At 30.9% G+C, this 22,272-nt stretch carries 28 protein-coding genes and 1 riboswitch; of the genes, 7 read left to right on the forward strand and 21 right to left on the reverse strand.

All coding sequences use genetic code 11. From position 1 onward, the window contains the following. Positions 1-2 precede the first annotated feature (2 nt). Positions 3-1,409 carry a type I glutamate--ammonia ligase gene (gene glnA, locus ABXT53_RS01770; RefSeq protein ID WP_415290955.1) on the reverse strand — a complete coding sequence of 469 codons (1,407 nt, stop codon included), beginning with the start codon at positions 1,407-1,409 and terminating at the stop codon, positions 3-5. Positions 1,410-1,555: 146 nt separating this feature from the next. Between glnA and ABXT53_RS01775 the strand changes: the two genes are divergently transcribed. Together ABXT53_RS01775 and ABXT53_RS01780 are read left to right on the forward strand one after the other, a co-directional pair. Continuing rightward, the gene (locus ABXT53_RS01775; RefSeq protein ID WP_415290956.1) at positions 1,556-2,035 is read left to right on the forward strand and encodes a YbaK/EbsC family protein; all 480 of its coding nucleotides are present in this window, start codon (positions 1,556-1,558) and stop codon (positions 2,033-2,035) included. Continuing rightward, positions 2,032-2,919: a DMT family transporter gene (locus ABXT53_RS01780; protein ID WP_415290957.1), complete on the forward strand. Its 888-nt coding sequence runs from the start codon at positions 2,032-2,034 to the stop codon at positions 2,917-2,919. Before ABXT53_RS01775 ends, ABXT53_RS01780 begins: the two co-directional genes overlap by 4 nt. Here the strand turns inward: ABXT53_RS01780 and ABXT53_RS01785 are convergent. The 3 genes from ABXT53_RS01785 to ABXT53_RS01795 form a co-directional block, all read right to left on the reverse strand. Further along, a complete protein-coding gene (locus tag ABXT53_RS01785; protein ID WP_415290958.1) occupies positions 2,912-3,820 on the reverse strand; it encodes a homocysteine S-methyltransferase family protein in 909 nt (302 codons plus the stop codon). The genes ABXT53_RS01780 and ABXT53_RS01785 overlap by 8 nt on opposite strands. Before the next feature lie 9 nt (positions 3,821-3,829). Beyond that, positions 3,830-3,893, reverse strand: a riboswitch (SAM riboswitch). Positions 3,894-3,983: 90 nt separating this feature from the next. Further along, positions 3,984-4,574, reverse strand: coding sequence for a 2OG-Fe(II) oxygenase family protein (locus ABXT53_RS01790; protein WP_415290959.1), 591 nt, complete (start codon positions 4,572-4,574; stop codon positions 3,984-3,986). A 29-nt stretch (positions 4,575-4,603) separates the two neighbouring features. Then, on the reverse strand, positions 4,604-5,350 hold the full coding sequence (locus ABXT53_RS01795) for a sulfite exporter TauE/SafE family protein (RefSeq protein ID WP_415290960.1): 747 nt from the start codon (positions 5,348-5,350) through the stop codon (positions 4,604-4,606). Positions 5,351-5,368: 18 nt separating this feature from the next. Here ABXT53_RS01795 and ABXT53_RS01800 point away from each other — a divergent pair, with 18 nt between their 5' ends. Next, a complete protein-coding gene (locus tag ABXT53_RS01800) occupies positions 5,369-5,869 on the forward strand; it encodes a molybdenum cofactor synthesis domain-containing protein (protein ID WP_415290961.1) in 501 nt (166 codons plus the stop codon). Here ABXT53_RS01800 and ABXT53_RS01805 read toward each other — a convergent pair whose 3' ends face one another. Further along, a complete protein-coding gene (locus ABXT53_RS01805) occupies positions 5,870-6,115 on the reverse strand; it encodes a DUF1244 domain-containing protein (RefSeq protein WP_415290962.1) in 246 nt (81 codons plus the stop codon). Positions 6,116-6,428: 313 nt separating this feature from the next. On the opposite strand from ABXT53_RS01805, the gene ABXT53_RS01810 reads away from it, so the two are divergent. Together ABXT53_RS01810 and ABXT53_RS01815 are read left to right on the forward strand one after the other, a co-directional pair. Beyond that, entirely contained in the window at positions 6,429-7,979 is a 1,551-nt protein-coding gene (locus ABXT53_RS01810) for an aldehyde dehydrogenase family protein (RefSeq protein ID WP_415291300.1), read from the forward strand. A gap of 45 nt (positions 7,980-8,024) precedes the next feature. Further along, positions 8,025-8,372 (forward strand): DUF779 domain-containing protein, encoded by a 348-nt coding sequence (locus ABXT53_RS01815; RefSeq protein WP_168606501.1) that lies wholly within the window; start codon positions 8,025-8,027, stop codon positions 8,370-8,372. On the opposite strand, the gene ABXT53_RS01820 is transcribed toward ABXT53_RS01815, so the two are convergent. The 7 genes from ABXT53_RS01820 to moaA are packed head-to-tail and all read right to left on the reverse strand — an operon-like array spanning position 8,369 to position 12,585. Then, positions 8,369-8,938 (reverse strand): sulfite oxidase heme-binding subunit YedZ, encoded by a 570-nt coding sequence (locus ABXT53_RS01820; protein WP_415290963.1) that lies wholly within the window; start codon positions 8,936-8,938, stop codon positions 8,369-8,371. The two genes, ABXT53_RS01815 and ABXT53_RS01820, sit on opposite strands and share 4 nt — an antisense overlap. A gap of 24 nt (positions 8,939-8,962) precedes the next feature. Then, a complete protein-coding gene (msrP, locus tag ABXT53_RS01825; RefSeq protein WP_415290964.1) occupies positions 8,963-9,868 on the reverse strand; it encodes a protein-methionine-sulfoxide reductase catalytic subunit MsrP in 906 nt (301 codons plus the stop codon). Further along, positions 9,855-10,307 carry a molybdopterin synthase catalytic subunit gene (locus ABXT53_RS01830; protein ID WP_415290965.1) on the reverse strand — a complete coding sequence of 151 codons (453 nt, stop codon included), beginning with the start codon at positions 10,305-10,307 and terminating at the stop codon, positions 9,855-9,857. The genes msrP and ABXT53_RS01830 overlap by 14 nt, the downstream gene beginning before the upstream one ends. Beyond that, the gene (locus tag ABXT53_RS01835) at positions 10,307-10,576 is read right to left on the reverse strand and encodes a molybdopterin biosynthesis protein MoeD (RefSeq protein WP_271520684.1); all 270 of its coding nucleotides are present in this window, start codon (positions 10,574-10,576) and stop codon (positions 10,307-10,309) included. Before ABXT53_RS01835 ends, ABXT53_RS01830 begins: the two co-directional genes overlap by 1 nt. Next, complete coding sequence (locus ABXT53_RS01840; protein ID WP_415290966.1) at positions 10,573-11,040, reverse strand: thioesterase family protein; 468 nt, start codon at positions 11,038-11,040, stop codon at positions 10,573-10,575. Before ABXT53_RS01840 ends, ABXT53_RS01835 begins: the two co-directional genes overlap by 4 nt. A 6-nt stretch (positions 11,041-11,046) precedes the next feature. Beyond that, positions 11,047-11,592 (reverse strand): cyclic pyranopterin monophosphate synthase MoaC, encoded by a 546-nt coding sequence (gene moaC, locus ABXT53_RS01845; protein WP_415290967.1) that lies wholly within the window; start codon positions 11,590-11,592, stop codon positions 11,047-11,049. Next, positions 11,593-12,585, reverse strand: coding sequence for a GTP 3',8-cyclase MoaA (gene moaA / locus ABXT53_RS01850; protein WP_415290968.1), 993 nt, complete (start codon positions 12,583-12,585; stop codon positions 11,593-11,595). Between the two features lie 35 nt (positions 12,586-12,620). Here moaA and ABXT53_RS01855 point away from each other — a divergent pair, with 35 nt between their 5' ends. Next, complete coding sequence (locus ABXT53_RS01855) at positions 12,621-13,454, forward strand: phytanoyl-CoA dioxygenase family protein (RefSeq protein ID WP_415290969.1); 834 nt, start codon at positions 12,621-12,623, stop codon at positions 13,452-13,454. Between the two features lie 36 nt (positions 13,455-13,490). Here ABXT53_RS01855 and ABXT53_RS01860 read toward each other — a convergent pair whose 3' ends face one another. From ABXT53_RS01860 to ABXT53_RS01885, 6 genes are all read right to left on the reverse strand, one after another. Beyond that, positions 13,491-13,817: a GYD domain-containing protein gene (locus tag ABXT53_RS01860; RefSeq protein WP_415290970.1), complete on the reverse strand. Its 327-nt coding sequence runs from the start codon at positions 13,815-13,817 to the stop codon at positions 13,491-13,493. 84 nt (positions 13,818-13,901) lie between these two features. Next, on the reverse strand, positions 13,902-14,693 hold the full coding sequence (locus ABXT53_RS01865) for an ATP-binding cassette domain-containing protein (protein ID WP_415290971.1): 792 nt from the start codon (positions 14,691-14,693) through the stop codon (positions 13,902-13,904). Beyond that, the gene (locus tag ABXT53_RS01870; RefSeq protein ID WP_415290972.1) at positions 14,693-15,820 is read right to left on the reverse strand and encodes an ABC transporter permease; all 1,128 of its coding nucleotides are present in this window, start codon (positions 15,818-15,820) and stop codon (positions 14,693-14,695) included. Before ABXT53_RS01870 ends, ABXT53_RS01865 begins: the two co-directional genes overlap by 1 nt. 64 nt (positions 15,821-15,884) lie before the next feature. Then, a complete protein-coding gene (locus ABXT53_RS01875; RefSeq protein WP_415290973.1) occupies positions 15,885-16,808 on the reverse strand; it encodes a substrate-binding domain-containing protein in 924 nt (307 codons plus the stop codon). Between the two features lie 129 nt (positions 16,809-16,937). After that, complete coding sequence (iolG, locus tag ABXT53_RS01880) at positions 16,938-17,951, reverse strand: inositol 2-dehydrogenase (RefSeq protein ID WP_415290974.1); 1,014 nt, start codon at positions 17,949-17,951, stop codon at positions 16,938-16,940. Continuing rightward, entirely contained in the window at positions 17,936-19,078 is a 1,143-nt protein-coding gene (locus tag ABXT53_RS01885; RefSeq protein WP_415290975.1) for a Gfo/Idh/MocA family protein, read from the reverse strand. The genes iolG and ABXT53_RS01885 overlap by 16 nt, the downstream gene beginning before the upstream one ends. Before the next feature lie 31 nt (positions 19,079-19,109). Here ABXT53_RS01885 and iolE point away from each other — a divergent pair, with 31 nt between their 5' ends. Then, entirely contained in the window at positions 19,110-20,003 is an 894-nt protein-coding gene (gene iolE, locus ABXT53_RS01890; protein WP_415290976.1) for a myo-inosose-2 dehydratase, read from the forward strand. Positions 20,004-20,010: 7 nt separating this feature from the next. Here the strand turns inward: iolE and ABXT53_RS01895 are convergent, their stop codons facing one another. Genes ABXT53_RS01895 through ABXT53_RS01905 form a run of 3 tightly spaced genes read right to left on the reverse strand, consistent with a single transcriptional unit; the run spans position 20,011 to position 22,270 of the window. After that, complete coding sequence (locus ABXT53_RS01895) at positions 20,011-20,511, reverse strand: hypothetical protein (RefSeq protein ID WP_415290977.1); 501 nt, start codon at positions 20,509-20,511, stop codon at positions 20,011-20,013. Then, on the reverse strand, positions 20,511-21,476 hold the full coding sequence (locus tag ABXT53_RS01900; protein ID WP_415290978.1) for a hydroxyacid dehydrogenase: 966 nt from the start codon (positions 21,474-21,476) through the stop codon (positions 20,511-20,513). The genes ABXT53_RS01895 and ABXT53_RS01900 overlap by 1 nt, the downstream gene beginning before the upstream one ends. A 2-nt stretch (positions 21,477-21,478) precedes the next feature. Continuing rightward, entirely contained in the window at positions 21,479-22,270 is a 792-nt protein-coding gene (locus ABXT53_RS01905; RefSeq protein ID WP_415290979.1) for an HpcH/HpaI aldolase family protein, read from the reverse strand. Between the last annotated feature and the right edge of the window lie 2 nt (positions 22,271-22,272).

Below are 22,272 nucleotides of genomic sequence, written 5' to 3' on the forward strand. Positions count from 1 at the left end.
TCTTAGCTACTGTAATACATCTCAAATTCTACAGGATGAGGTGCATGTTCAAATTTATGTATCTCTTCAAATTTTAATGCAATGTAAGCATCAATTTGATCGTCAGTAAATACACCACCTTCAGTTAAAAAATCTCTATCCTTATCTAAACTTTCCATTGCTTCTCTTAATGAACCACAAACAGTTGGAATATTTTTAACTTCTTCAGGGGGTAAATCATAAAGATCTTTATCAAAAGACTCACCAGGGTGTATTTTATTTTTAATTCCATCTAAACCAGCCATAAGCATGGCGGCAAAAGTTAAGTAAGGGTTTCCTGAGGCATCAGGAAATCTTATCTCACATCTTGCACCATTTTTATTTAAACTAATCGGTATCCTACAAGATGCAGATCTATTTCTTGCAGAGTAAGCTAACAGTACAGGTGCTTCAAATCCTGGTATTAATCTTTTATAACTATTTGTTGTAGAGTTTGAAAAAGCATTAATAGCTTTTGCATGTTTTAAAATACCACCAATATAATGTAATGCTATCTCTGATAATCCGGCATAAGCTTCACCAGAAAAAACGGGCTTATCATTTTTCCAAATTGATTGATGAATATGCATTCCAGAACCATTGTCACCAGCAACAGGTTTAGGCATAAACGTTGCTGTTTTTCCGAACGAATGAGAAACCATTTGAACTACATATTTATAAAGCTGAACATTATCTGCTGTTTCAACTAAAGTTCCAAAAACCATACCTAGCTCATGTTGACTTGGAGCAACTTCATGGTGATGTTTTTCAACTTTAACACCTACTTCTTTTAAACTTTTTAAATATTCACCTCTCATATCTTGTTCGCTATCAACTGGAGGTACTGGGAAATATCCACCTTTAACTGGAGGTCTGTGACCCATGTTTCCATTGGCATATATGGTTCCAGAATTATAAGGACCTTCTTTGCTGTCTATTATAAAACCAGTATTATTTGGATCGTTATTAATTCTAACATCATCAAAAACAAAAAATTCGGGTTCTGGACCAAAAAATGCTTTGTCACCAATTCCAGATTTTTTTAAATACTCTTCTGCTTTTTTCGCTGTTCCTCTTGGGTCTCTTTCGTAAGGAGATTTTTTTACAGCATCTAAAATGTCACAAAAAAGTATTAAAGTATTATGAGAAGTAAAAGGATCCATAACAAGTCTTGATGTATCAGGTTTTAAAATCATGTCTGATTCGTTGATAGCCTTCCACCCAGCTATGGATGAACCGTCAAAAAATACACCCTCATTAAGCATTTCTTCGTCAACAATCGTATGGTCCATAGTTAAATGCTGAAGTTTTCCTCTAGGGTCAGTAAATCTTAAATCAATAAATTCAACTTCTTTATCTTTAATAAATTTTAATACATTACTAGCAGTCATAGTTTCTCCCTTTTTAAATTTTGTAGCTCATTATTAACAAATCTTTTTAAAATAATATTGCTTGATTAATAAATATCACCTATGCGTTTTTTACATATGAATTACATCATTATTTGCTAAATTAGCAATCAATTGTTAGTTGAAATATGAGCTTATTAGACAAAGAACCAGTTAAAAGAGTGGAAAAATTTCTTAAAGGTTTTGACCAATCTTTGGAAGTTATCGTACTTGAGAATTCAGCCAGAACAGCAAAAGATGCAGCAATAGCTTTAGGTTGTGATGTGGGTGCAATTGTTAAGAGCTTATTATTTAAAACTGGGGATAATTTTATCTTGTGTTTAGTGGCAGGTGACAAGAGATGCTCATTAAATAAATTAAAAAAAATTAAGAATATAAAAGATATTTCTATGGCTTCTCCAGAAGAAGTTAAAACTCAAACTGGCTATACGATTGGTGGTGTTTCACCAGTAGGTCATCTAAATAAGCTAGAAATTTTTATAGATAAATCTTTAGAAAGGTTTAATGAACTGTTTGCTGCAGCGGGACATCCAAACTGCGTTTTTAAGATTAATTTTAAAGATATTCAAAAAATTACAAATGGGAAAATTGAAGATATAATTGAATGAGACAGCCTAAATTAATTGATTACACCTTATTAGTAATTTTATCTTTAATATGGGCTTCGGCTTTTTTTAATATAAAAATTGCAACAGAATCCTTTGGTCCTATTACAATTGCTTTCTTAAGAGTTTTTTTTGGATCAATTCCAGTACTATTATTATGTTTTTATAAAAAAATTAAAATAGAAGCTTTTTCAAAAGATTGGTATTGGTTTGCTTTAATTGGATTTGTAAATTTGGTACTACCTTTTTTTTTAATTGCCTACGGTGTAAAATCGGTTCAAAGTAATTTAGCAGCAATATTAATGTCAACTACACCATTAAGCTCAACTGTATTAGGACATTTTTTTACTAAAAATGAAAAATTTGACTTTATTAAAACATTTGGAATATTAATTGGTTTTTCAGGAATAGTTTATTTATTTTCAGACAATTTTTTAATTAATGATAATAATTTTTTCTCTGCATTAATGATTTTACTTGGATCAACTTGTTATGTCATAGGTGGTGTTTTAACTCTTAAAATCAGTAATAAAAAAAATGAAAATGTGACAGGATCTATATTAATTTGGGCTATAATAATTTTGATACCCTTAGTTTCTTTTATAGAAAAACCTTGGGAAACTACACCCTCAATAGTGTCAAGTATTTCTGTAGTTTATCTTGGTCTTGTATCAACAGGTTTAGCATGGCTTCTTAGATTTAGAATTTTAAAGAACAATGGACTAATATTTCAGTCTCAAGTTTCTTATTTAATACCTATTTTTGGAATTATATTAAGTTATATATTTTTAGATGAATTAATTACTGATAAAGTTTTAACTTCATTGTTAGCAGTTCTAGTTGGACTTTATTTTGTAAAAAAAGCAGGAAATAAAAAAATTACTTAAGTTTAGCCATCTCCTTAATGTGTGATGGTCTGGTTTCACAGCAGCCTCCTAAAATAGTGGCCCCAGCTTCTTTAAATTTCTTTACAAATAAAGCCATCTTTTCTGGCACTAGATCTTCTCTGTGACCCAGAAATTCATTTGGGTTTCCTGTTTTACTTTTATTAAAAGTATTTGTGTAACCAGCTGTAGGTTTTGTTGTGATAAATCCATTGAGTTTAAAACCAAAGGGAACACCTAAACTTTTTATTTCGTTAAGATTTTTTTCATAATTTTCTGGTGATACACAAGAAAGTATTATCCCAAGTAAATTTTTGTGATCTATAGTTGTGATAATTTTAGAAATATTTTCACCACTTGGCAATTTTACACCCTCTGAGATATGAGCCCCAATAAGATAAGGTTTGTTAAAGCTTTCTATTGCTTCAATTGCTAATTTAAATTCTCTTACACTGCTTAATACATCAAAATAAAAAAAATCTATAAAAGGATCAAGTAATTTTGCCTGATCATAGAAATTTTCTTTAATTTCATGATCAGATCTTGTGTCTGCTTCATAGGTTAAATATTGAGGAGGCAATCCTCCAGCAACTAAAATATGTGGATTTAAATCTTTTGCTTTTTTAGCTATTTCACCAGCTTTAGTATTTAAATACTCAAATTTATCTTCAACACCATTATCCCTTAATCTCATTCTTCTTGTGGTAAATGTTGTTGTTACAATAATTTCAGCACCTGAATTTATAAAATCTAAGTGTGTATCAAGCAAAAGCTGATGATATTTTTCCTGCAATAATGCATTAGCACTCCAGAGAGTACCATTTGCTTCTACACCTCTCGCTAATAACTCTTGACCCATTCCACCATCTAGAACTCTTGTTTCTTTGAAAAAATTTATATCCATCTTTGCTCCTTACTTTTTTAGTGCTTTAGCTTTATGCCAGGTGCACAATATAGTCCAACTACCTTTACCAATTTATTTTATGATTTCCTTTTTAGCAGTTAGTACCTGCAATATGGATCAAATCGGTTAGACTTATTATATAACTAATAAACTGATTAGTAAATCACTTCTTGAATAATATTTTAACATTAAAAGAGAAAGATCTTCTCTCGCCATCAACATTAAAAGGATAAGCAGTGTGCATCAAATAATTTGGAAAAATCAATAGATCCCCTAGTTTTGGGTTTAAATTATAGATACTTTTACTCAAAAAGTGTGTTTGCCCATTAATAAAATCAATAGTTCCATTAGTTTTAAACTTTTTATTTTTAACAAGTTTATTTTGATTCATGTCTTTTGGGATTCTAAGATAGCCAACTCCTGACAATTGTCCCTCATGATAATGGATGGGATTATATTCATTTTTTAATTGTCTAACTACCCATAGATTAATTATTTTAATTTCTTTAATTTTTTTTACTTCAGACTTATCAAGATAAATTTTGATATTCTTTATTAATTCTTTAGACAAACTCTTACTAACTAATGTTTTAGGTATCTTGATTTCATTCTTAATTTGACTTGCTAGTTTAGAGCTATAATCATTTTTTTTAGATAATTGAGACTTATCAATGTGATTATTTAATACATTAATAATTTTTTTGGATAACTTTGTTTTTCCTATAGTTGGTCCAAAAGCTCTAAATGTTTTCATATTTTATCTATAATAATTTAATACTTGTGTTATGCAAACAACTTCAGTCCCATTCGAATAGCGACAAATATGACAAGTGCCGATGTTACTAAAGCCAACATTCTTGAAGGAAAAATTTTAAGATTTAAATAGTTTCCTAATTGACCTCCCAATAAAACTAAAATAAATAATGGCCAATAGCTATAAATTTCATTTATTACAGAAGATTTTGTGAATTGACCAGCAAGTCCTGACATAGAATTGATTAATATAAAAAGAGATGCTGCTGTTGCAATGTTCTTAGCGCTATCAACTCTGACCAATAATAGTATTGGACTTAAAAATATACCACCACCAATACCAACCACACCAGATACAAATCCAATAGATGCACCAATCAATAATGATAATATTATTGGTATCTTTTTATAAACTTCAATTTTTTGATCAAAAGATTGAAATTTCAGAAGAAGTAGAGCTCCTGCTAGTGTCAAGACGAAAAAAAGTAAAATTTCAAAAACTTCTTTATCTACTGATAATGATCCACCTAAGAATGCAAGTGGAACAGATGATATTAAGTATGGGGTAAGTATCTTAAGATTGATATTCCCAGCTTTAATATAGTTAATACAATTTCCCGAAACGACAATAATATTACAAAATAGAGCAATTACAGGAAAGATTAAGTAAGGAACATCCCAGATTAATAGAAGAGCTAGATAAGTAGAGCCACCCCCAAATCCAACACTTGAGTATAAAGTTGCTGTTAGAAGAAATAAAAATGATAATATAATCACAGTAATTATTTTAAATTTATGATTGTAAATATAGCACTTTTAACTGTTACGGACACTAGAACTTTTGAGAATGATAAGTCAGGTGCGATCTTAGTAAAAAAAATAGAGGAGGCTAAACATAAATTAATAGATAGAAAAATTTGTAAAGATAACAAAGAAGACATTATTATAATCCTTAAAGATTGGATTAATCAATCTGAAATAGATGTTGTAATTACAACAGGTGGAACAGGACTTACAGGTCGTGATATAACACCAGAGGCAGTGAATGAGATTGCTGACAAACATATTCCAGGTTTTGGAGAGGTGTTTAGAACAATTAGTTTAAAAACGGTTGGCACTTCTGCTATTCAATCTAGAGCTTGTGCTGTGCTAGCTAATGGTAAATATGTGTTTGCTCTACCAGGTTCTTCAGGTGGTGTTACAGATGCTTGGGATGGAATTTTAAAACATCAGTTAGATATAAATCACAAACCTTGTAATTTTGTAGAACTATTTCCAAGACTTAAAGAAAAATAATTATTTTTGATATTTTTCCTTCCACTCTGAATAAGGCATACCATACACATGCTCACGTGCATCAAGGTCTGAAATTTCAATACCTTTTTTCTCTGCTTCTTCTCGATACCATTTTGATAAACAGTTTCTACAAAAACCAGCAAGGTTCATGATATCTATATTTTGAACATCTTTTCTTTCATCTAAATGCTTAAGTAATCTCTCAAAAGTAGAAGACTGTAATTCTTTTTTTGTATTTTCATTCATGGTTAAATTATTAGACACATTTCAATTAAGCACAAGATGTAGGGTTTTATTCAATCTTGAGTAGAAATTTAATAATATAATACATAGACCTTAATATTAAATTTTGTTTAAATATTAAATGGCTACTAAAAAGAAAAAAACAGCCAAAAAGTCTAAACGTAAAGCCAAAAAAAAAATTAAGAAAAACTTGGTCAAACGATCACCTAAAAATATTAAAAAAGTTAAAAAGAAAAAGGGTGTGACCAAAAAGAAGTTACGTAAGCCATCAAATAAAAATAAGCTAAAGAATAATAATAAGAGAGAGAGGATAAAAATGAGCACAGAAACAGTAAAAGGTGGACGATCTCCGTTACTAGATACGTCTCACTTAAAAGTTAAATTTCCATTTAAAGAAAAATATGGAAATTTTATAGGAGGAAAATTCGTTGAACCAAAATCGGGAAAATATTTTGACAACGTAAGTCCAATCAATAATGAAGTTATATGTTCTGTTCCAAGATCAGATGCAAAAGATGTTGAAGCTGCTTTGGATGCTGCACATGCTGCTTTTCCTACTTGGGGAATTACATCAATAACTGAAAGATCTAACATTCTGCTTAAAATAGCTGATGTTATTGAAAAAAACCTTGAGCTTTTAGCTACTGCTGAATGTCTAGATAATGGAAAGCCAATCAGAGAATGTATGGCAGCTGATTTACCATTAGTTGTTGATCATTGGAGATATTTTGCTGGAGCAATAAGAGCAGAAGAAGGTTCTGTTTCAGAGATAAGTAACAGTGAATATTCTTATCATATACCTGAGCCACTTGGTGTTGTTGCACAAATTATACCTTGGAACTTCCCGTTATTAATGGCAACATGGAAACTTGCACCAGCTCTTGCTGCAGGAAACTGTGTAGTTTTAAAACCAGCTGAACAAACACCAGCATCAATCTTACTATTAATGGAATTAATTGGAGATCTATTACCTCCAGGAGTTCTTAATGTTGTCAGTGGTTTTGGTCTTGAAGCGGGTAAGCCATTAGCTTCATCTAAAAGAATCAGAAAGATTGCTTTTACGGGTGAGACAACAACTGGACGTTTGATTATGCAGTATGCTGCTCAAAACTTAATTCCAATAACTTTAGAATTAGGTGGAAAATCTCCAAATGTTTTCTTTGAAGATGTCATGGATCAAGATGATGAATTCTTTGATAAATGTCTAGAGGGTTTTACAATGTTTGCTCTTAATCAGGGAGAAGTTTGTACTTGTCCTAGTAGAGCTTTGATTCAAGAATCTATCTATGATAAATTTATGGAAAGAGCTATCGCTAGAACAAAAGCTGTAACACAAGATAACCCATTAAAAATGGAAACCATGATAGGTGCTCAAGTATCATTAGAGCAAATGGAGAAAATAAAATCTTACTTAGATTTAGGTAAGAAAGAGGGTGCTAAAGTTCTATGTGGAGGTGAAGTTGCTAACTTAAACAGTGGTTTGGAAAAAGGTAATTATATCCAACCTACTATTTTTGAAGGTGATAACTCTATGAGAGTTTTCCAAGAAGAAATTTTTGGTCCAGTTGTATCAGTTACTAAATTTAAAGATGAAGCGCATGCATTAGAAATTGCAAATGATACTCTTTATGGTTTAGGAGCAGGTGTTTGGACTAGAAATGGAAATATTGCTTATAGAATGGGAAGAGGGATCCAAGCAGGAAGAGTTTGGACTAACTGCTACCATGCTTATCCAGCTCATGCTGCTTTTGGAGGTTATAAACAATCTGGAATTGGTAGAGAAACACATAAAATGATGCTTGATCATTATAGACAGGTGAAAAACTTACACGTGTCATACAGTGAGAAAAAATTAGGCTTCTTTTAACAGGTATATTATAGTGGCCTGTAGTTTAATACAGGCCATAAAACTATGAAAGTTTCAGCAACACCATTAGCGTTAGAATTAATTGAAGATCTAAAGAAAGATCATGGTAAAGAATTGCTTTTTCATCAATCTGGTGGATGTTGTGATGGTAGTGCCCCGATGTGTTATCCAGTTAAAGAATTTCTTATAAGCGATGATGATGTTTTAATTGGTAAAATTGGAGGTGTTCCTTTTTATATAAGCGAAACCCAACATGAAGCATGGAAAAATACAGATTTAATTATTGATTGCATTAAAGGAATGGGTGGAATGTTTTCACTTGATAATGGAACTGGCAGAAGATTTTTAACAAGATCAGAGATTTGTGTTCCTGAAAAAAAATTAATTAATTAATTAAATTTCATTTTAACTCTTAGCGTAAGTAAAATTACAATAATAATAAGATAGACTAAGGGTTCAACTGTAACTACTTTAACTAACCATAAGTAGTGAATAATTCCCAATAAAGAAATTATATAAATAAGCTTGTGTAGTTTTTTCCACTTATCTCTTAACAACCTTATCATTCTTTTAGATGAAGTAAGAGCAAGTGGTACTAATAAAAGCCAAGCTAAAAATCCAGCAAATATAAATTTTTTTTTAATAATATCATCACTAATACTAGACCAATCAAAGCGATAATCTATTCCCACATAAGTCATCATATGCGCTGATGCATAAAAAAATACAAACAAGCCAAACATTCTTCTATAGCTAATCCAGAAATTTAATTTAGTAAACTTTTGTAAAGGAGTCATTGCAAGTGTGATTATAATAAAACGAAGTGTCCAATTACCAGTTACATGTGTAATTTCTTTTACAGGTTCTGGACCTAACTGGTTAAAGATAATTTGATAAAAAATAATTAATATTGGCAGTAAAGATAAAAAAAAAATTGGTATTTTTATATATTTTTGCATATTTTATAAAAAAATTTTATGTACTTAAAAGTTTTTCTTTAAATCCATACCTGAATATAAATTTGCAACTTCATCACCATACCCATTAAACATTTCAGTTTCAATTCTAGGAGATAAAATACCTTCACCTATGATACGTTCTGTTGCTTGTGACCATCTTGGATGTGAAACATTTGGATTAACATTTGAGTAAAACCCATATTCTCTTGGGGATGATCTCATCCAAGATGATGTGGGTATATTTTCAACTAATTTTATTTTAACAATTGCTTTTGCACTTTTAAAACCATACTTCCAAGGAACAAAAATTCTTAATGGAGCTCCATTCTGATTGGGCAATGCCTTTCCATAAAGGCCAGTAACGACTGTTGTTATAGGATGCATAGCCTCGTCAATTCTTAATCCTTCTCTGTAAGGCCAATTTAAAACTGGATATCTCTGGCCTTTCATCTGTTCAGGGTCATAAACACTTTCAAATTCAACAAATTTAGCAGTATTTTTGATAGATACTTTGCTAAGTAATTTACTTAGAGAAAATCCCATCCAAGGAATAACCATAGACCAACCCTCAACACACCTAAGCTTGTAAATTCTTTCTTCAGAAGGAAACAAAGAAATTATTTCTTCAGCTGAAAGTGTAATTGGATTGTCTACTTCACCTTCAATAGTAACACTCCAAGGTTTACTAACAAATTCTTGTGAATTTTTGAAAGGATCACCTTTTCCAGTCCCAAACTCATAATAGTTATTATAAGTAGTGATATCCTTATATGAAGTTAGCTCATTTTTATTTTGTGAATAAGCATTGTTTAAAAACGGTATACTACTTAAGGATAATGAACCTACACCTAAGCCAATAGATTTAATAAACTTTCTTCTTTTATTGTATATTTGTTCAGGTGTTATTTCTGAATGTTTATATTTTTTCATTTTTAATAGGATTACCTTTTAGCCACTCACTTTGTTCATTTTTATAATGTTCTTTTTTCCATATAGGAGATCTTTTTTTAATTTCTTCAATAATATATCTAGATAATACATAAGTTTCATCTCTATGTTTACAGGCAACTGCAATAATAATACTAGTTTCACCTAGTCCTACATAACCTTTAATATGTTCTATAAATACTGCTTTATCAATAATTTTTAGTTTTACAGTGGTTTCTTTATAAATTTCATCAAAGCTTTTTAATACTAATTCGTCATGACTATCATAAGTTATTCCAACAACTTCTTTATTTTCATTAATATTTCTAACTGTACCATTAAAAATAATGGATGCACCATATGAGGAAGATTTTATAAATGCTTCTGCTACAGAAGTTTTTATTTTGTTTTTTTTGATATCTATTATTTTTGTATGTAGCATCAACCACCACCTATTGGAGGTATAATCCCAATTTTTTGATCTTTTAAAATTTTAAAGTCATCATTGATAATATTATTATCTTCTGAGCAAAAAACAGAATTTTTTACAATTTTAATAAAACTTTCATTACCCTTAAAGTTTTTATCTAAATAATTAATTATTTCTTTCCTAAAATCTTTAATTTCAAGCTGTCCTTTAATATTAAACTCTAAGTGATCTTTGTTACTAAAATCTCTACTCGCACCAAAAAGTTCAAGTTTAATTTTCATTTTTTAATTTTAGATAAAAATTTTAAATCTTCGTTATTAAAATTATCTTTATTTTGATCAATAAAATGATCCATTATTTCTATCTTCTCATTTTCAAACTCTGTAACCTTTCTAGTTTCTAGGTTAATGTATAATGAAAGCCACTCTATGGAGGCTGAAATTTTTTTTGTTTTTTTTTCAATCATTTCAAGTTTTAAATGTAGTCTTTTTTTATCATGATCAAAAAAGGTAAGCATGATATCTACTTCATCTTCTTGTTTTATTTCACTAATATACTTAGTATTGGTTTCAACTACCATTGTGCTCCTCTTTTCATTTTTAGCTGAGTCAGCACCCATTTTAAATTTTTCAAGCATTACCTCAAGAGCTTGATCAAATATTAAAATATAATAAGCCATATTGAGATGATTATTATAATCAACCCATTCTTTAATTATCTTTTGTGATTTTAGAAAAACAGACACAATAAACTAAAAGATATCTTTTAAAAATTCTGGTAAGCCATCAGGATTAGTCCATAAACCACTTTTTCCACCTTCTTTAATCAGTAGCTTAACATTATCAATTCTAAGATGTGGATTTACAATTTTACTTAGATCATAAATAGTTATTAGTGCTGTATTAACACCCATAATAGCTTCCATTTCTACACCAGTTTTTGCAACAGCAGACACAACACAAAAAACTTCTAATGAAGCGTCCTCATCATGCATGATAATTTTAGTTGCCGTATGATCTATTGGAAGTGGGTGGCATAGTGGAATCAATTCACTGGTTTTTTTAACACCCAAGACAGCTGATACCTCAGCTAGAGTGATTGGATCACCTTTTGGCATTTCTTTATTTTTAATTAGTTCAAAAACTTCTTTTCCTACATAAATTTTACCAGAAGCTAACGCTCTTCTAAATGTTTCTTTTTTTGACGAAACATCAATCATGTTAAATGAGTTCTTTTTAAAAATTTCCTTAGCCCAATCTTTTAATTTTTCTTCATTTATCACCTTTAAGCTTTCCATTTATCCTCCAGTACTTGATAAATTTGGAGTAATTCCAGTATCTCCAAGCTCTAAATAATGTGACTCTTTTTTAAGGTGTAATTGTTTAATTATTAGATCTACAAGCTCATTTTTTTGAGCATCATCTTGCAATAAATGCCTAATACTAATTCCAGTATTACCAAATAAACATAATCTTAAATCACCTCTAGAGGTAACTCTCAATCTGTTACATGTTTGACAAAAATCTTTAGTGTAGGGAGCGATTAATCCAAATTTCCCTTTAAATTCTGGATGTATAAAATTTAATGAAGGACCTGCATCTTTCCCATAGGTTTGGGGGACCCAGTTATTTTTTTCTAAAAAATCTTTGAATATTTTAGAGGAAACATGATTTTTCTTAAAATACTCTAAATTATCACCTGTTTGCATCAATTCTATAAATCTAAAATCAATATTGTTATCTTTTATGAAATTTCCAAATTTTTTAAACTCATCATGGGTATCATTAATACCTTTAAGTAAAACGGCATTAATTTTTATATTTTTAAAATTTAATTTTTGTAAAGTCCTTATGCCTTCTAAAATTTCATCAAGTCTGTCATGACCTGTTAATTTTTTAAAAGTTTCTCTATTTAAACTATCAATACTAATATTTATTCCATCTAAACCAGCCTCACATAATTGCTCTGCAATTTTATCCAAACGATAACCATTAGTTGTCATTGTTACTTTAGGAATATTAGAATTTTGTTTCATATCTTTAAGGATATCAAAAAAGTCTTTTCTAACTGTTGGTTCTCCACCAGTTAATCTAATTTTACAAACACCTAATTCAGATAACGCTTTTGTTAATCTGGATATTTCTTCTGCAGACATAAAACTTCTCATATCTCCGGGTGTTTTTTTATAACCTTGTGGCAAACAATAGGCACAACTGTAATTACATACATCTGTAATTGATAATCTTATGTAGGGAAATTTTCTTCCAAAAGTATCACTTAATGTTTTCATCTTATTTTTATTACATTATATTATAATAATAATATATGAGCAAAATTATTACCAAGGCAGAAGTCGATCTATTTAAAAAAGATGGTGCAGTCTTGATTAAAGGCAAATTTGATAACGCATGGATTGAAAAGTTAAAAAAAGGAATTAAAAAAGGTAAAGAAAGTCCTAGTCCAAGATTTGTAAATCACACAAAAAATCAAAAACTACCTGGATATTATGAGGATTTTTGGACCTGGGATTTACATGAAGAATTCAAAGATTTTGTATTTAATTCACCAACTCCCAAAATTGCAGCAGAACTTTTAGAAGCACAAAAGATTAATTTAGTGATGGATAATTGGTTTTTCAGGGAAGCAGGGTCGAAGTCATCACCACCATTTCATCATGATATTTCATATTTCGATTTTGAAGGATCTATGTGTGTTTTATGGATACCACTTGAATCGGTTAAAAAAGAAGATGGTATAGCTTGGGTTAAAGGATCCCATTTATGGGACAAACTATTTTTAAGAACAAGATTTAATGATGGCCATGAAGTTGATGGCAAGGCTGGAGTTGTAAATGGAAAAAAATATGAATTAACTCCTAACATATTAGAAAATAAAGATGATTATGAATTTTTACAATGGGATCTGGAAGTTGGTGACTGTATTTATTTTGATATTAGAACACTACACGGAGGATTAAATACTGTTACACCTAAAAAAGATGTTCATAGATACACATTAAGAATGGCAAAAGAAAACTCTAAAATTATTTATAGAGGAAATTGGGCTAGAGAAGAAAGAGCTATTATGGAAAATAATGGTTATAAAAATGGTGATGATTTATCTGGTAAAATGTTTCCAACTTTATTTGATACTAGCTAACTTCCAGCTTTTTGAACTGGAAGTTGACACAAATAATTAACCAGCAGGTTTGTAGCCAGCCATAGCCTTAGCGGCAAGCTCAGCTGTTTTGCTCATATCCATCTCTTCAAGGATAACCATATTTTCTACTGTTCCACTAGCTTCAACAGCTAATTTTATACCAGCAAAATTTTCATAAGGCATGTCTCCTGAAGTGACTGCAACAAAATCATAAGGACCTCTCGTAATATAAAAAGATTCAAAAGTTCCACCTACTGCTTCAGTTAATGCTTTTACAGCAGTTGATCTATCTTGCTTAGGGTTCTTCATAAAACCTTGGAAGGCCTTTGCTGTATAATTGCCCATTACAATATATTTTTTCATAAGTTTCTCCTTTATTAATTTTAATATTAAAACATAATTTATAAATTTTTGAAATTAATCTTTTTTAAAAAAATGTTTATTTAATTAGGTATTGAGACGATCCATTTCTTTAAGTTCAACCTCTAGTTTATCAAGCTCTTCTCCACCAGCCATCATACTTAACAATTCTTCTCTACTAATATTTTTTTTTTGAAAAGTTCCTAAGCTTTTTCCTCTATTTAAAACTGTAAAACTATTTCCAACAGGATAAGCATGGTGAACATTATGGGTAATTAGAATCACTGCCAATCCATTTGCAGCAGCTTTAACTATATATTTTAAAACCATAGAAGCTTGATGAACACCTAAAGCAGATGTAGGCTCATCTAACACTAACACTTTTGCTCCAAAGTAAATTGCTCTTGATATTGCTAAACATTGTCTTTCTCCTCCAGACATAGTACCAACAGCTTGAGAAGGGTCTCTTACATCAATTCCTATTTGTCCCATTCTTTCTGCTGCTATTTTGTTAGCTTTTTCAATATCAAATGTTTTAAATGGGTGTATTCCTTTTTGAGGTTCTCTTCCCATGAAAAAATTTCTAGTTACACTCATCAGTGATACTAACGCCAAATCTTGATAAACAGTACCTATGCCAATATCCAATGCATCTTTAGGTGAATCAAAAGTAGTTTTATTACCTTCAAAAATTATTTCACCTTCATCGGGTTTGTGAACACCTGCTAAAGTTTTAATTAAAGTTGATTTACCAGCTCCATTATCACCAAGTAGGCACATAATTTCACCTTTCTTTAATTGCATAGTGACATCCTTTAATGCAATTACTTTTCCAAAAAATTTACTAATATTATTAAATTGAATTAAATATTCTGACATTATTTGCTCTCAGTAACTTTTTTTCTAATATAATTATTAAATACAACAGCTATTAACATCATTGCACCAAGAAAAACCTTGAACCAATCTGTATCAACATCTGTATAAAATATTCCCATTGATACTGTTCCAAAAATAATAGCTCCTAAAGCTGCACCAATTGCAGAACCATAACCACCAGTTAATAAACAACCCCCAACAACGGCTGCCGCTATAGCTTCTAGCTCCTTTAAATTACCCCTCATTGTATCTGCTGAGCCTGCATCTAAAACTTGAATACAAGCAAAAATTGTTGAGGCAACAGCTGTTCCAATAAATAAGCCAATTTTTACTTTTCCTACTGGCACACCAACATTTGTTGCTCCATTTTTATCTCCACCAGAAGCAAATATCCAGTTTCCATATCTTGTTTTCATCAATATCCAAGTAGCAAGAAACGTAAGCGCTATAAACCAAATTACAGAAATTGGAATTCCAGATGCAAGTGGTAAGCCGTCAGTTCTCATTGCAATAAAGTTCATAGAACCCATCCATGTGAACAGCCACTTAAACGTGTCTGTTGCAAAAATCCAAGCGATAGGATCATTCTCAATTAATACACTTAAGCCTGGGACTTGAGTTCTTCCTGTTATTAATCTTGTAATTGCTAAAGTCGCTCCTCTTAAAATGAACAGCATTGCAAGTGTAACAATAAATGAAGGTAAACCTGTTTTTACAACTAGTAAGCCATTAAAATATCCAACTAGTATAGCCATTGAGAAAGCAAAAATAATACTCATCCATAGAGGCCAACCCCAGTAAATTGCAGGAATAGCAATACAAATTCCAGCAAAGCCAATCATGGATCCAATCGAAAGATCAAACTCTCCACCAATCATTAGCATTGCAGCTGCTATTGCAATTATTCCTAAATTTGCAGACACATCTAAGAAGTTCAAAGTTCCATATGCACTAAACATTCCAGAATCTCCAGCGACTATTCCAAAAAATATGAATACAAGAATTGCACCACCTAATGCACCTAATTCAGGTCTATTTAATAAAAGTCTTAATTTAGAAACTTTTTGAAGTCTCTCATCTTGATTAAAATCTGTTTTTGAAGAAATACTTTTTTCTTTTTGAGACATATATTTAAATTTTGTTTAAAAAAAAAGCCTGACTAATAAATTAGCCAGGCCTTTAAATTAATTATTATCTATAACCTTGAGCTGCCCATTTAATTACTTTAGCAGCATTATCAGGAGTTACAAAACCAGGTCCAGTCATAACCACACCAGATGGCATTGTTCCATATCTGATATATTGGCCAAAAATTGCGATTGGCAAATACCCTTGTAGGTATTGTTGTTGGTCAATTAAAAACTCTACTTTTCCTGCAGCAGCAGCTTTTAACATGTTTGGAGACATATCAAATGTTCCAAGTCTTACAGAACCAACTTTTCCAGCAGCTTCTAAAGCTTTCAAAGCAGCTTCACCAGAAAGACCTGCACCTAAAGTAAGAATAGTGTCATATCCATTACCTAATTTAGCAGCTACAGCTTTTTGAATTTCAGTTGGGTCATTAGAAGTTCCTAAGATATCAACAGAACCACCAAAACCTTTTTTGAAACCAGCACATCTTCTGTCAAGTGCAACGTTTCCAACTTCATGGTTAACACATAGTGCTTTTTTTCCACCAGCAGCTTTCATTTTTTGTCCGCCACCAACACCAGCTTCAAATTCAGTTTGTCCAACGTGAGCTGAAATACCTAATGATGCATAATCATCAGAACCTGAGTTCATTGAAATAACTGGAATACCAGAAGCGATTGCAGCTTTAACTGATTTACCTAAAGCAGCAGCATCAGGAAGAGTAATTACTATTCCTTTTGGTTTTTGCGATACAGCGTTATCAATTAGTTTAGCCATTTCCACCATGTCAAAAGTTGCAGGCGCTACGTACTTGCAAGATATTCCCATATCTTTACAACCAGTGTCTACTCCGTTTTTAGCTACAGACCAAAAAGGATCGTTAGCTTGACCATGTGAAACAACGATTACATCTACAGCAGACGCAGATACAGACATAAAAGCCCATGTTGCGATAGCCAAGATAAAGTTTTTAAATGTTTTCATTTATACTCTCTCCATATAGTTGTTGTTTATAAAGTGTGAACGCTACCACAAGTATTGATGCAGTGTCAAAGGCGCACAAAATTTTTTTTAACAATCAACTTATAGTTGAAACATGCTAGAGGTGGTATTTTAGAAAATAACTTTTTCAAATTTTTTTGATTTTAAGGATTTGCTAGCAGTTTCTGCTAAAACTAAAGATCTTCTTCCATCTTCAAAATCTGCTGTGGGTTTAATATTTTTTTTACATACTTTTGCTAAATCATCTAATTGTTTCTTGTATGCATCAGAATATCTTTCAATAAAAAAATGCATTAAAGGTGTTTTGATATTTGTGGCACTTCCATTGTATATAGCTGTCTCTAGTTCTCTTTTATTGTCTGAGATAATCATTCCTTTACTACCAAACAATTCAATTCTTTGATCGTATCCAAAACTACAATGTCTTGAGTTAGTAATAATACACTGCACGCCTTTTTTAGTTTTCATAACAGATGTGGCTAATTCAAAATCTTTTATTTTATCAAATTTTTTATCATTTATATTACTACCTGTGGCAAAAACTGATTCAAATTGATCTGAACCAGCATAAAATCTAGCCAAATCAAAATCATGGATCATCATATCTTTAAAGATACCTCCCGAACTTTTTAAATAAGACAAAGGTGGGGGAGCAGGGTCTCGACTGGTAATAATTATTTTTTCTAATTTACCTATCACTCCTTGTAGTAATTTTTTCTTTAAAGAGCTATGACCTGGATCATACCTTCTATTAAAACCAATTTGAATCTTGGGGTTAAATTTCTTTATTCTTTTTTGACAAGCATTTATTTTTTTTAAATCTAAATCTAAAGGCTTTTCACAAAAAATAATTTTCTTATTTTTAACACCCTCTTCAATAAATTTTAAATGAGTAGCAGTACTGCTTGCAATAAATATACATTTTATATTTTTATCTTTAAAAGCTAAACTCGGAGCTTCAATTGCATCACAGTTATATCTTTTAGATAATTTTTTTGATAATTTGAGATCTATATCAAAAATATACTTTAAATCAAAATTAGGATTAGCAATTAGATTATCTGCATGCATCTGGCCAATTCTACCCAAACCAAATAACGCTATATTTATTAGATTTTTACCCATTTTTTTTGTTTAGATGAAATTTTACATGCATTGATAAACTTGGCTGTTTCAAATCCCTCATCTTCATTTGGGTAAAAATATCTTTTTTTAGTTTTATTTTTTAATGAAGAGGCAAATTCTTTATAAATATTTGCAAAAGCATCAAGGTAACCCTCTGGGTGACCAAATTTAATTCTTGAAAAATTTTTTGAAAATTCTGCATTATGAAAGCCTCTTTCAAGCAATCTTACAGCTCCTTTTGCTGGATTGTGCCTTAAGTATCCAGGATCATTTTGAACCCATTCAAGACTTCCTTTTGTTCCAAACACTCTAACTCTAAGTCCATAAACTCCACCTCTTGCCATTACACTTGTCCAAAGCATACCTTTAGCACCATTAGCAAAGTTAATCATCACTTGAGCATTGTCATCCATTTTAATTTTTTTAGATATTTGTTTAATATCTGCAAAAATAGATTTTCCTTTTAGCCCAGAAATATAAGTTGCTAAATGATAAGCATGAGTTCCTATTTCATTTAAAACTGCAGATGTGCCAACTATATTTTTATCAATTTTCCACTTCAATTCTTTTTTCATATTTTTTGTTGTGATGGTATTTCCACCAGACCAATCTTGAACATACTCAACATTAACATATTCTATTTTTCCAATTTTACCTTTTTCTACAAGCATCTTAGCTTCCCTCACCATTGGATAAGCTGAGTAATTATGAGTTAGTACATATTTTATCTTTTTATTTGATTTTATTTTTTTATATAATTTTTTAGCTTGCTCTATGTTTCCAGCAAAAGGTTTATCTGAGATAATATTAATATTTTTGTCAATGAAAGCTTCAGCAATAATTTGATGGCTTGCAGGAGGAGTCATTATTGAAACAACATTAATCCCATCGTTTCTTTTACTTTCTTTATCTGCCATTTCTTTGAAATTTGAGTAACATCTATCTTTAGAAATTCCAATACTTACACCAAACTTTATAGATAACTTAGTGTCTCTTGAAAAAACACCAGCAACTATTTGGTATTGATCATCAAATCTAGAGGCAATTCTATGAACATGTCCAATCCATGATTTTGCTCCACCTCCTACAATTCCTAAATTTAATTTTTTATCTTTATTTTTAATCATGATTGAATATATCTTAACAAAAAAATAAATTATGTCAGTAAAATTAGGAATAGCACCAATAGCATGGAGTAACGATGATATGCCTGAACTTGGAGGTGAGACATCGTTAGAACAGTGTTTGTCTGAAGCTAGCCAGGCTGGCTTTATTGGAATTGAGTCAGGTGGCAAATTTCCAAAAACATCAGAAGAATTATTGCCACAACTACAAAAACATAAACTAAGTCTTTGTTCAGGTTGGTATGGGGCTAACTTAAGAAAAAATTCTGTCAAAGAGGAGCGAGAATTAATTCAACAACAGTTAAAATTATTTAAAGATTGTAACGCACCATGCATAGTTTTTGCAGAAGTTTCAGGATCAATTCAAGGTGATCCTAATAGAAAACTTTCTACCAGACCACAAATGAGTGAGGAAGAATGGAAATCTTTTTGTGAAAAAATATCTGAGATGGGAAAATACCTTGAAGGAGAAGGTATGCCGCTTGCATATCACCATCACATGGGAACTGTTATTGAAACTCAAGCAGATACAGAGAGATTAATGGAAAGTACTAATGAAAGTGTAAAACTCACTTTAGATACTGGCCATATGTTATTTGCTCAAGGAAATTCAACTCAAATTTTAAGTAATTTCAGTGAAAAAATAATTCATATGCACTGTAAAGATATTAGAAAAAATGTTTTAGAAAATTCTTTAAAAAATGATTTAAGTTTTAGAGGAGCATTCCTAGAAGGAGCATTTACTGTGCCAGGAGATGGCTGCATAGATTACAAGCCTCTCTTTGATATTTTAAAAGAAAAAAATTACTCAAGATGGTTGGTTGTGGAAGCCGAACAAGATCCTAGCAAAGCTAATCCTTTAGAGTACGCAATAAAAGGTTATGAATATCTAACAAAAACTCTAAAAAGTTCTGCTATCGAGTTTTAATAAATAATTATCTATATATTGAAGTTAGCTCGTTGTTTCCAGCTGCTACACATGGGGATTTAAAGCAAGTTCCGACTATCCATTCTGATCCAGGATCAGGGGAAAAGTTTGATGACATTAAAAATATAACACCCATTTCAACTGCTTGACCCGCTTTACCTTCAGCTTTAATTCTTGGGTCTGGGTCTGTTTTAACTTCTGTATCATCTGAAAATGGGTTTTCTATATTCAGGTTTTTATTAATATATGATGTAACTTTGCTTGCTATCCACTCACCTTTACAAAGATCGTTCCAAATTGTTAAAGCATTATCCTCAGCTCTATCACATTTATTAATTTCATTATTTATTAGCTCAACTACCTTATTATGATTATCTCTAACTAAGTTAGCTTTTGCTTCTACAGCTGATCTTGTACTAGCAGTCCAAATAAGCATACTAATTACATAAACCCCTGAAAGAGTTACAATCAGCTCAAGTAGACCAAAATTTTTAAATTTAAACTTCATTATATTTTAACTATTTTAGATTTTTCTAATTTTTTATCAAAAAAGTCAATAATGTTTTGAATTGTTTCTTTTCCCATTCTTATCATACACTCTTCTGTAAATGCAGCTGTGTGGGGGCTTAAAAAAACTTTATCATTTTTAAGTAAAGGATTATTTAATTCAGGTGGCTCTATTTCAAAAACATCCAGACCAGCACCAAAAATTAATTTATCATTTAAAGCCTTATCAAGGTCAGTTTCATTAATAATACCACCACGAGCAGCATTAATTATTATACAATTTTTTTTCATTGTCTTTAATAAGTCTAAGTTTATCATGTTTTTAGTTTCGTCATTTAAAGGTATGTGTAATGATATAGCATCCATAGTTTTGACAGCTTCTTTTAAATCATCAACTTTTTTTCCTCCAAAAGATTCTATTTTTTCTGCAGATACAAATGGGTCATAAACAAAAACGTTCATTTCAAAACCCAAACATCTTTTAATTAAACATTGACCTATTCTTCCAAAGCCAGCTATTAAAATATTTTTTCTCCAAATTTCAATAGTTTTAGGTAGTTTATTTCTTTCATTAAATTTACCAGTCTTAACACTATCATCGTACATGTTCTTTCTTTTAGAGATGCTCAAAAGCATAAACAAAACATGTTCAGCAACTGCCACTGCATTTGCTGTAGCAGTAATAGCAATTGTAATTTCATTTTCTTTGCATGTATTAAGATCAATATTATCATAACCAACTCCGTGTCTGGATATAATTTTAATTTTTTTTCCAAGGTTTATAATTTCAGCCGTAAGTTTTGCAGTTCTTAAAGAAACTCCATCACAGTCTGTAATTTTTTCTTTTAGGGTAGGGTCGTTAATATCTTCAATTATTTCAAATTCATAATCAGGATGGTCTGTTAATAATTTTGGACCCGCCTCATTAATACTTTGAATTATCAGTATTTTTTTTTTATCTGACACTATTAATAGGCCTTAGATTCTTCAGCTTTTGTAGAGCCCTTCATTTTTTCAACTATACTTTTCGAACCTGCGCTCATTGCTCTTTGATCAGAACCTATTGTTACAAAGTTAAAGCCTAAATCAATCATTTTTAATGCATATTCAGGTGTACCATTGTGGATACCTGCAAAGATTTTGTTTTTTTTAGCATGTTCTAAAATTCTTAAGATTTCTGAGTATGCTTTTGTACTTTCTGGTTTATCAAACCCTGGCTCTTCACCTATAGCTAAACTCAAATCAGCAGGGCCTATGTATATCCCATCAATACCTGGAACAGACATTATCTCATCTAGTTTTTCTAATGACTCTTTAGTCTCTATCATTGCAAACTTTAACAGTTCAGTATTTGCATGTTTTGCATAATCAGAACCACCATAAATTAGACCTCTAACTGGTCCAAAACTTCTATATCCATGAGGCGGATACATACAAGCTTGCACAAATTTTTCAGCCTCTTCTTTATTGCTTACCATTGGACAAATTACACCATAGCAGCCAGCATCTAAAATTTTCATTATTTGACCAGGTTCATTCCAATTTACTCTGGCAAGTGGTGTTACTTCTGTTGATGAAATAGCCTGTAACATAGGTAATGCATTAGTGTAATCGACTAAGCCGTGTTGCATATCGATAGTAAGAGAGTCCCATCCTTGATGAGCCATTACTTCTGCTGAAACAGTACTTGGTATTTGTAACCAACCATTGATTACAGGTTTTCCTTCAGTCATCATTTTTTTTATTTTATTTATTCTCATAA

The sequence above is a fragment of the Candidatus Pelagibacter sp. Uisw_136 genome (genome assembly GCF_047720275.1).
Taxonomy (GTDB): domain Bacteria; phylum Pseudomonadota; class Alphaproteobacteria; order Pelagibacterales; family Pelagibacteraceae; genus Pelagibacter.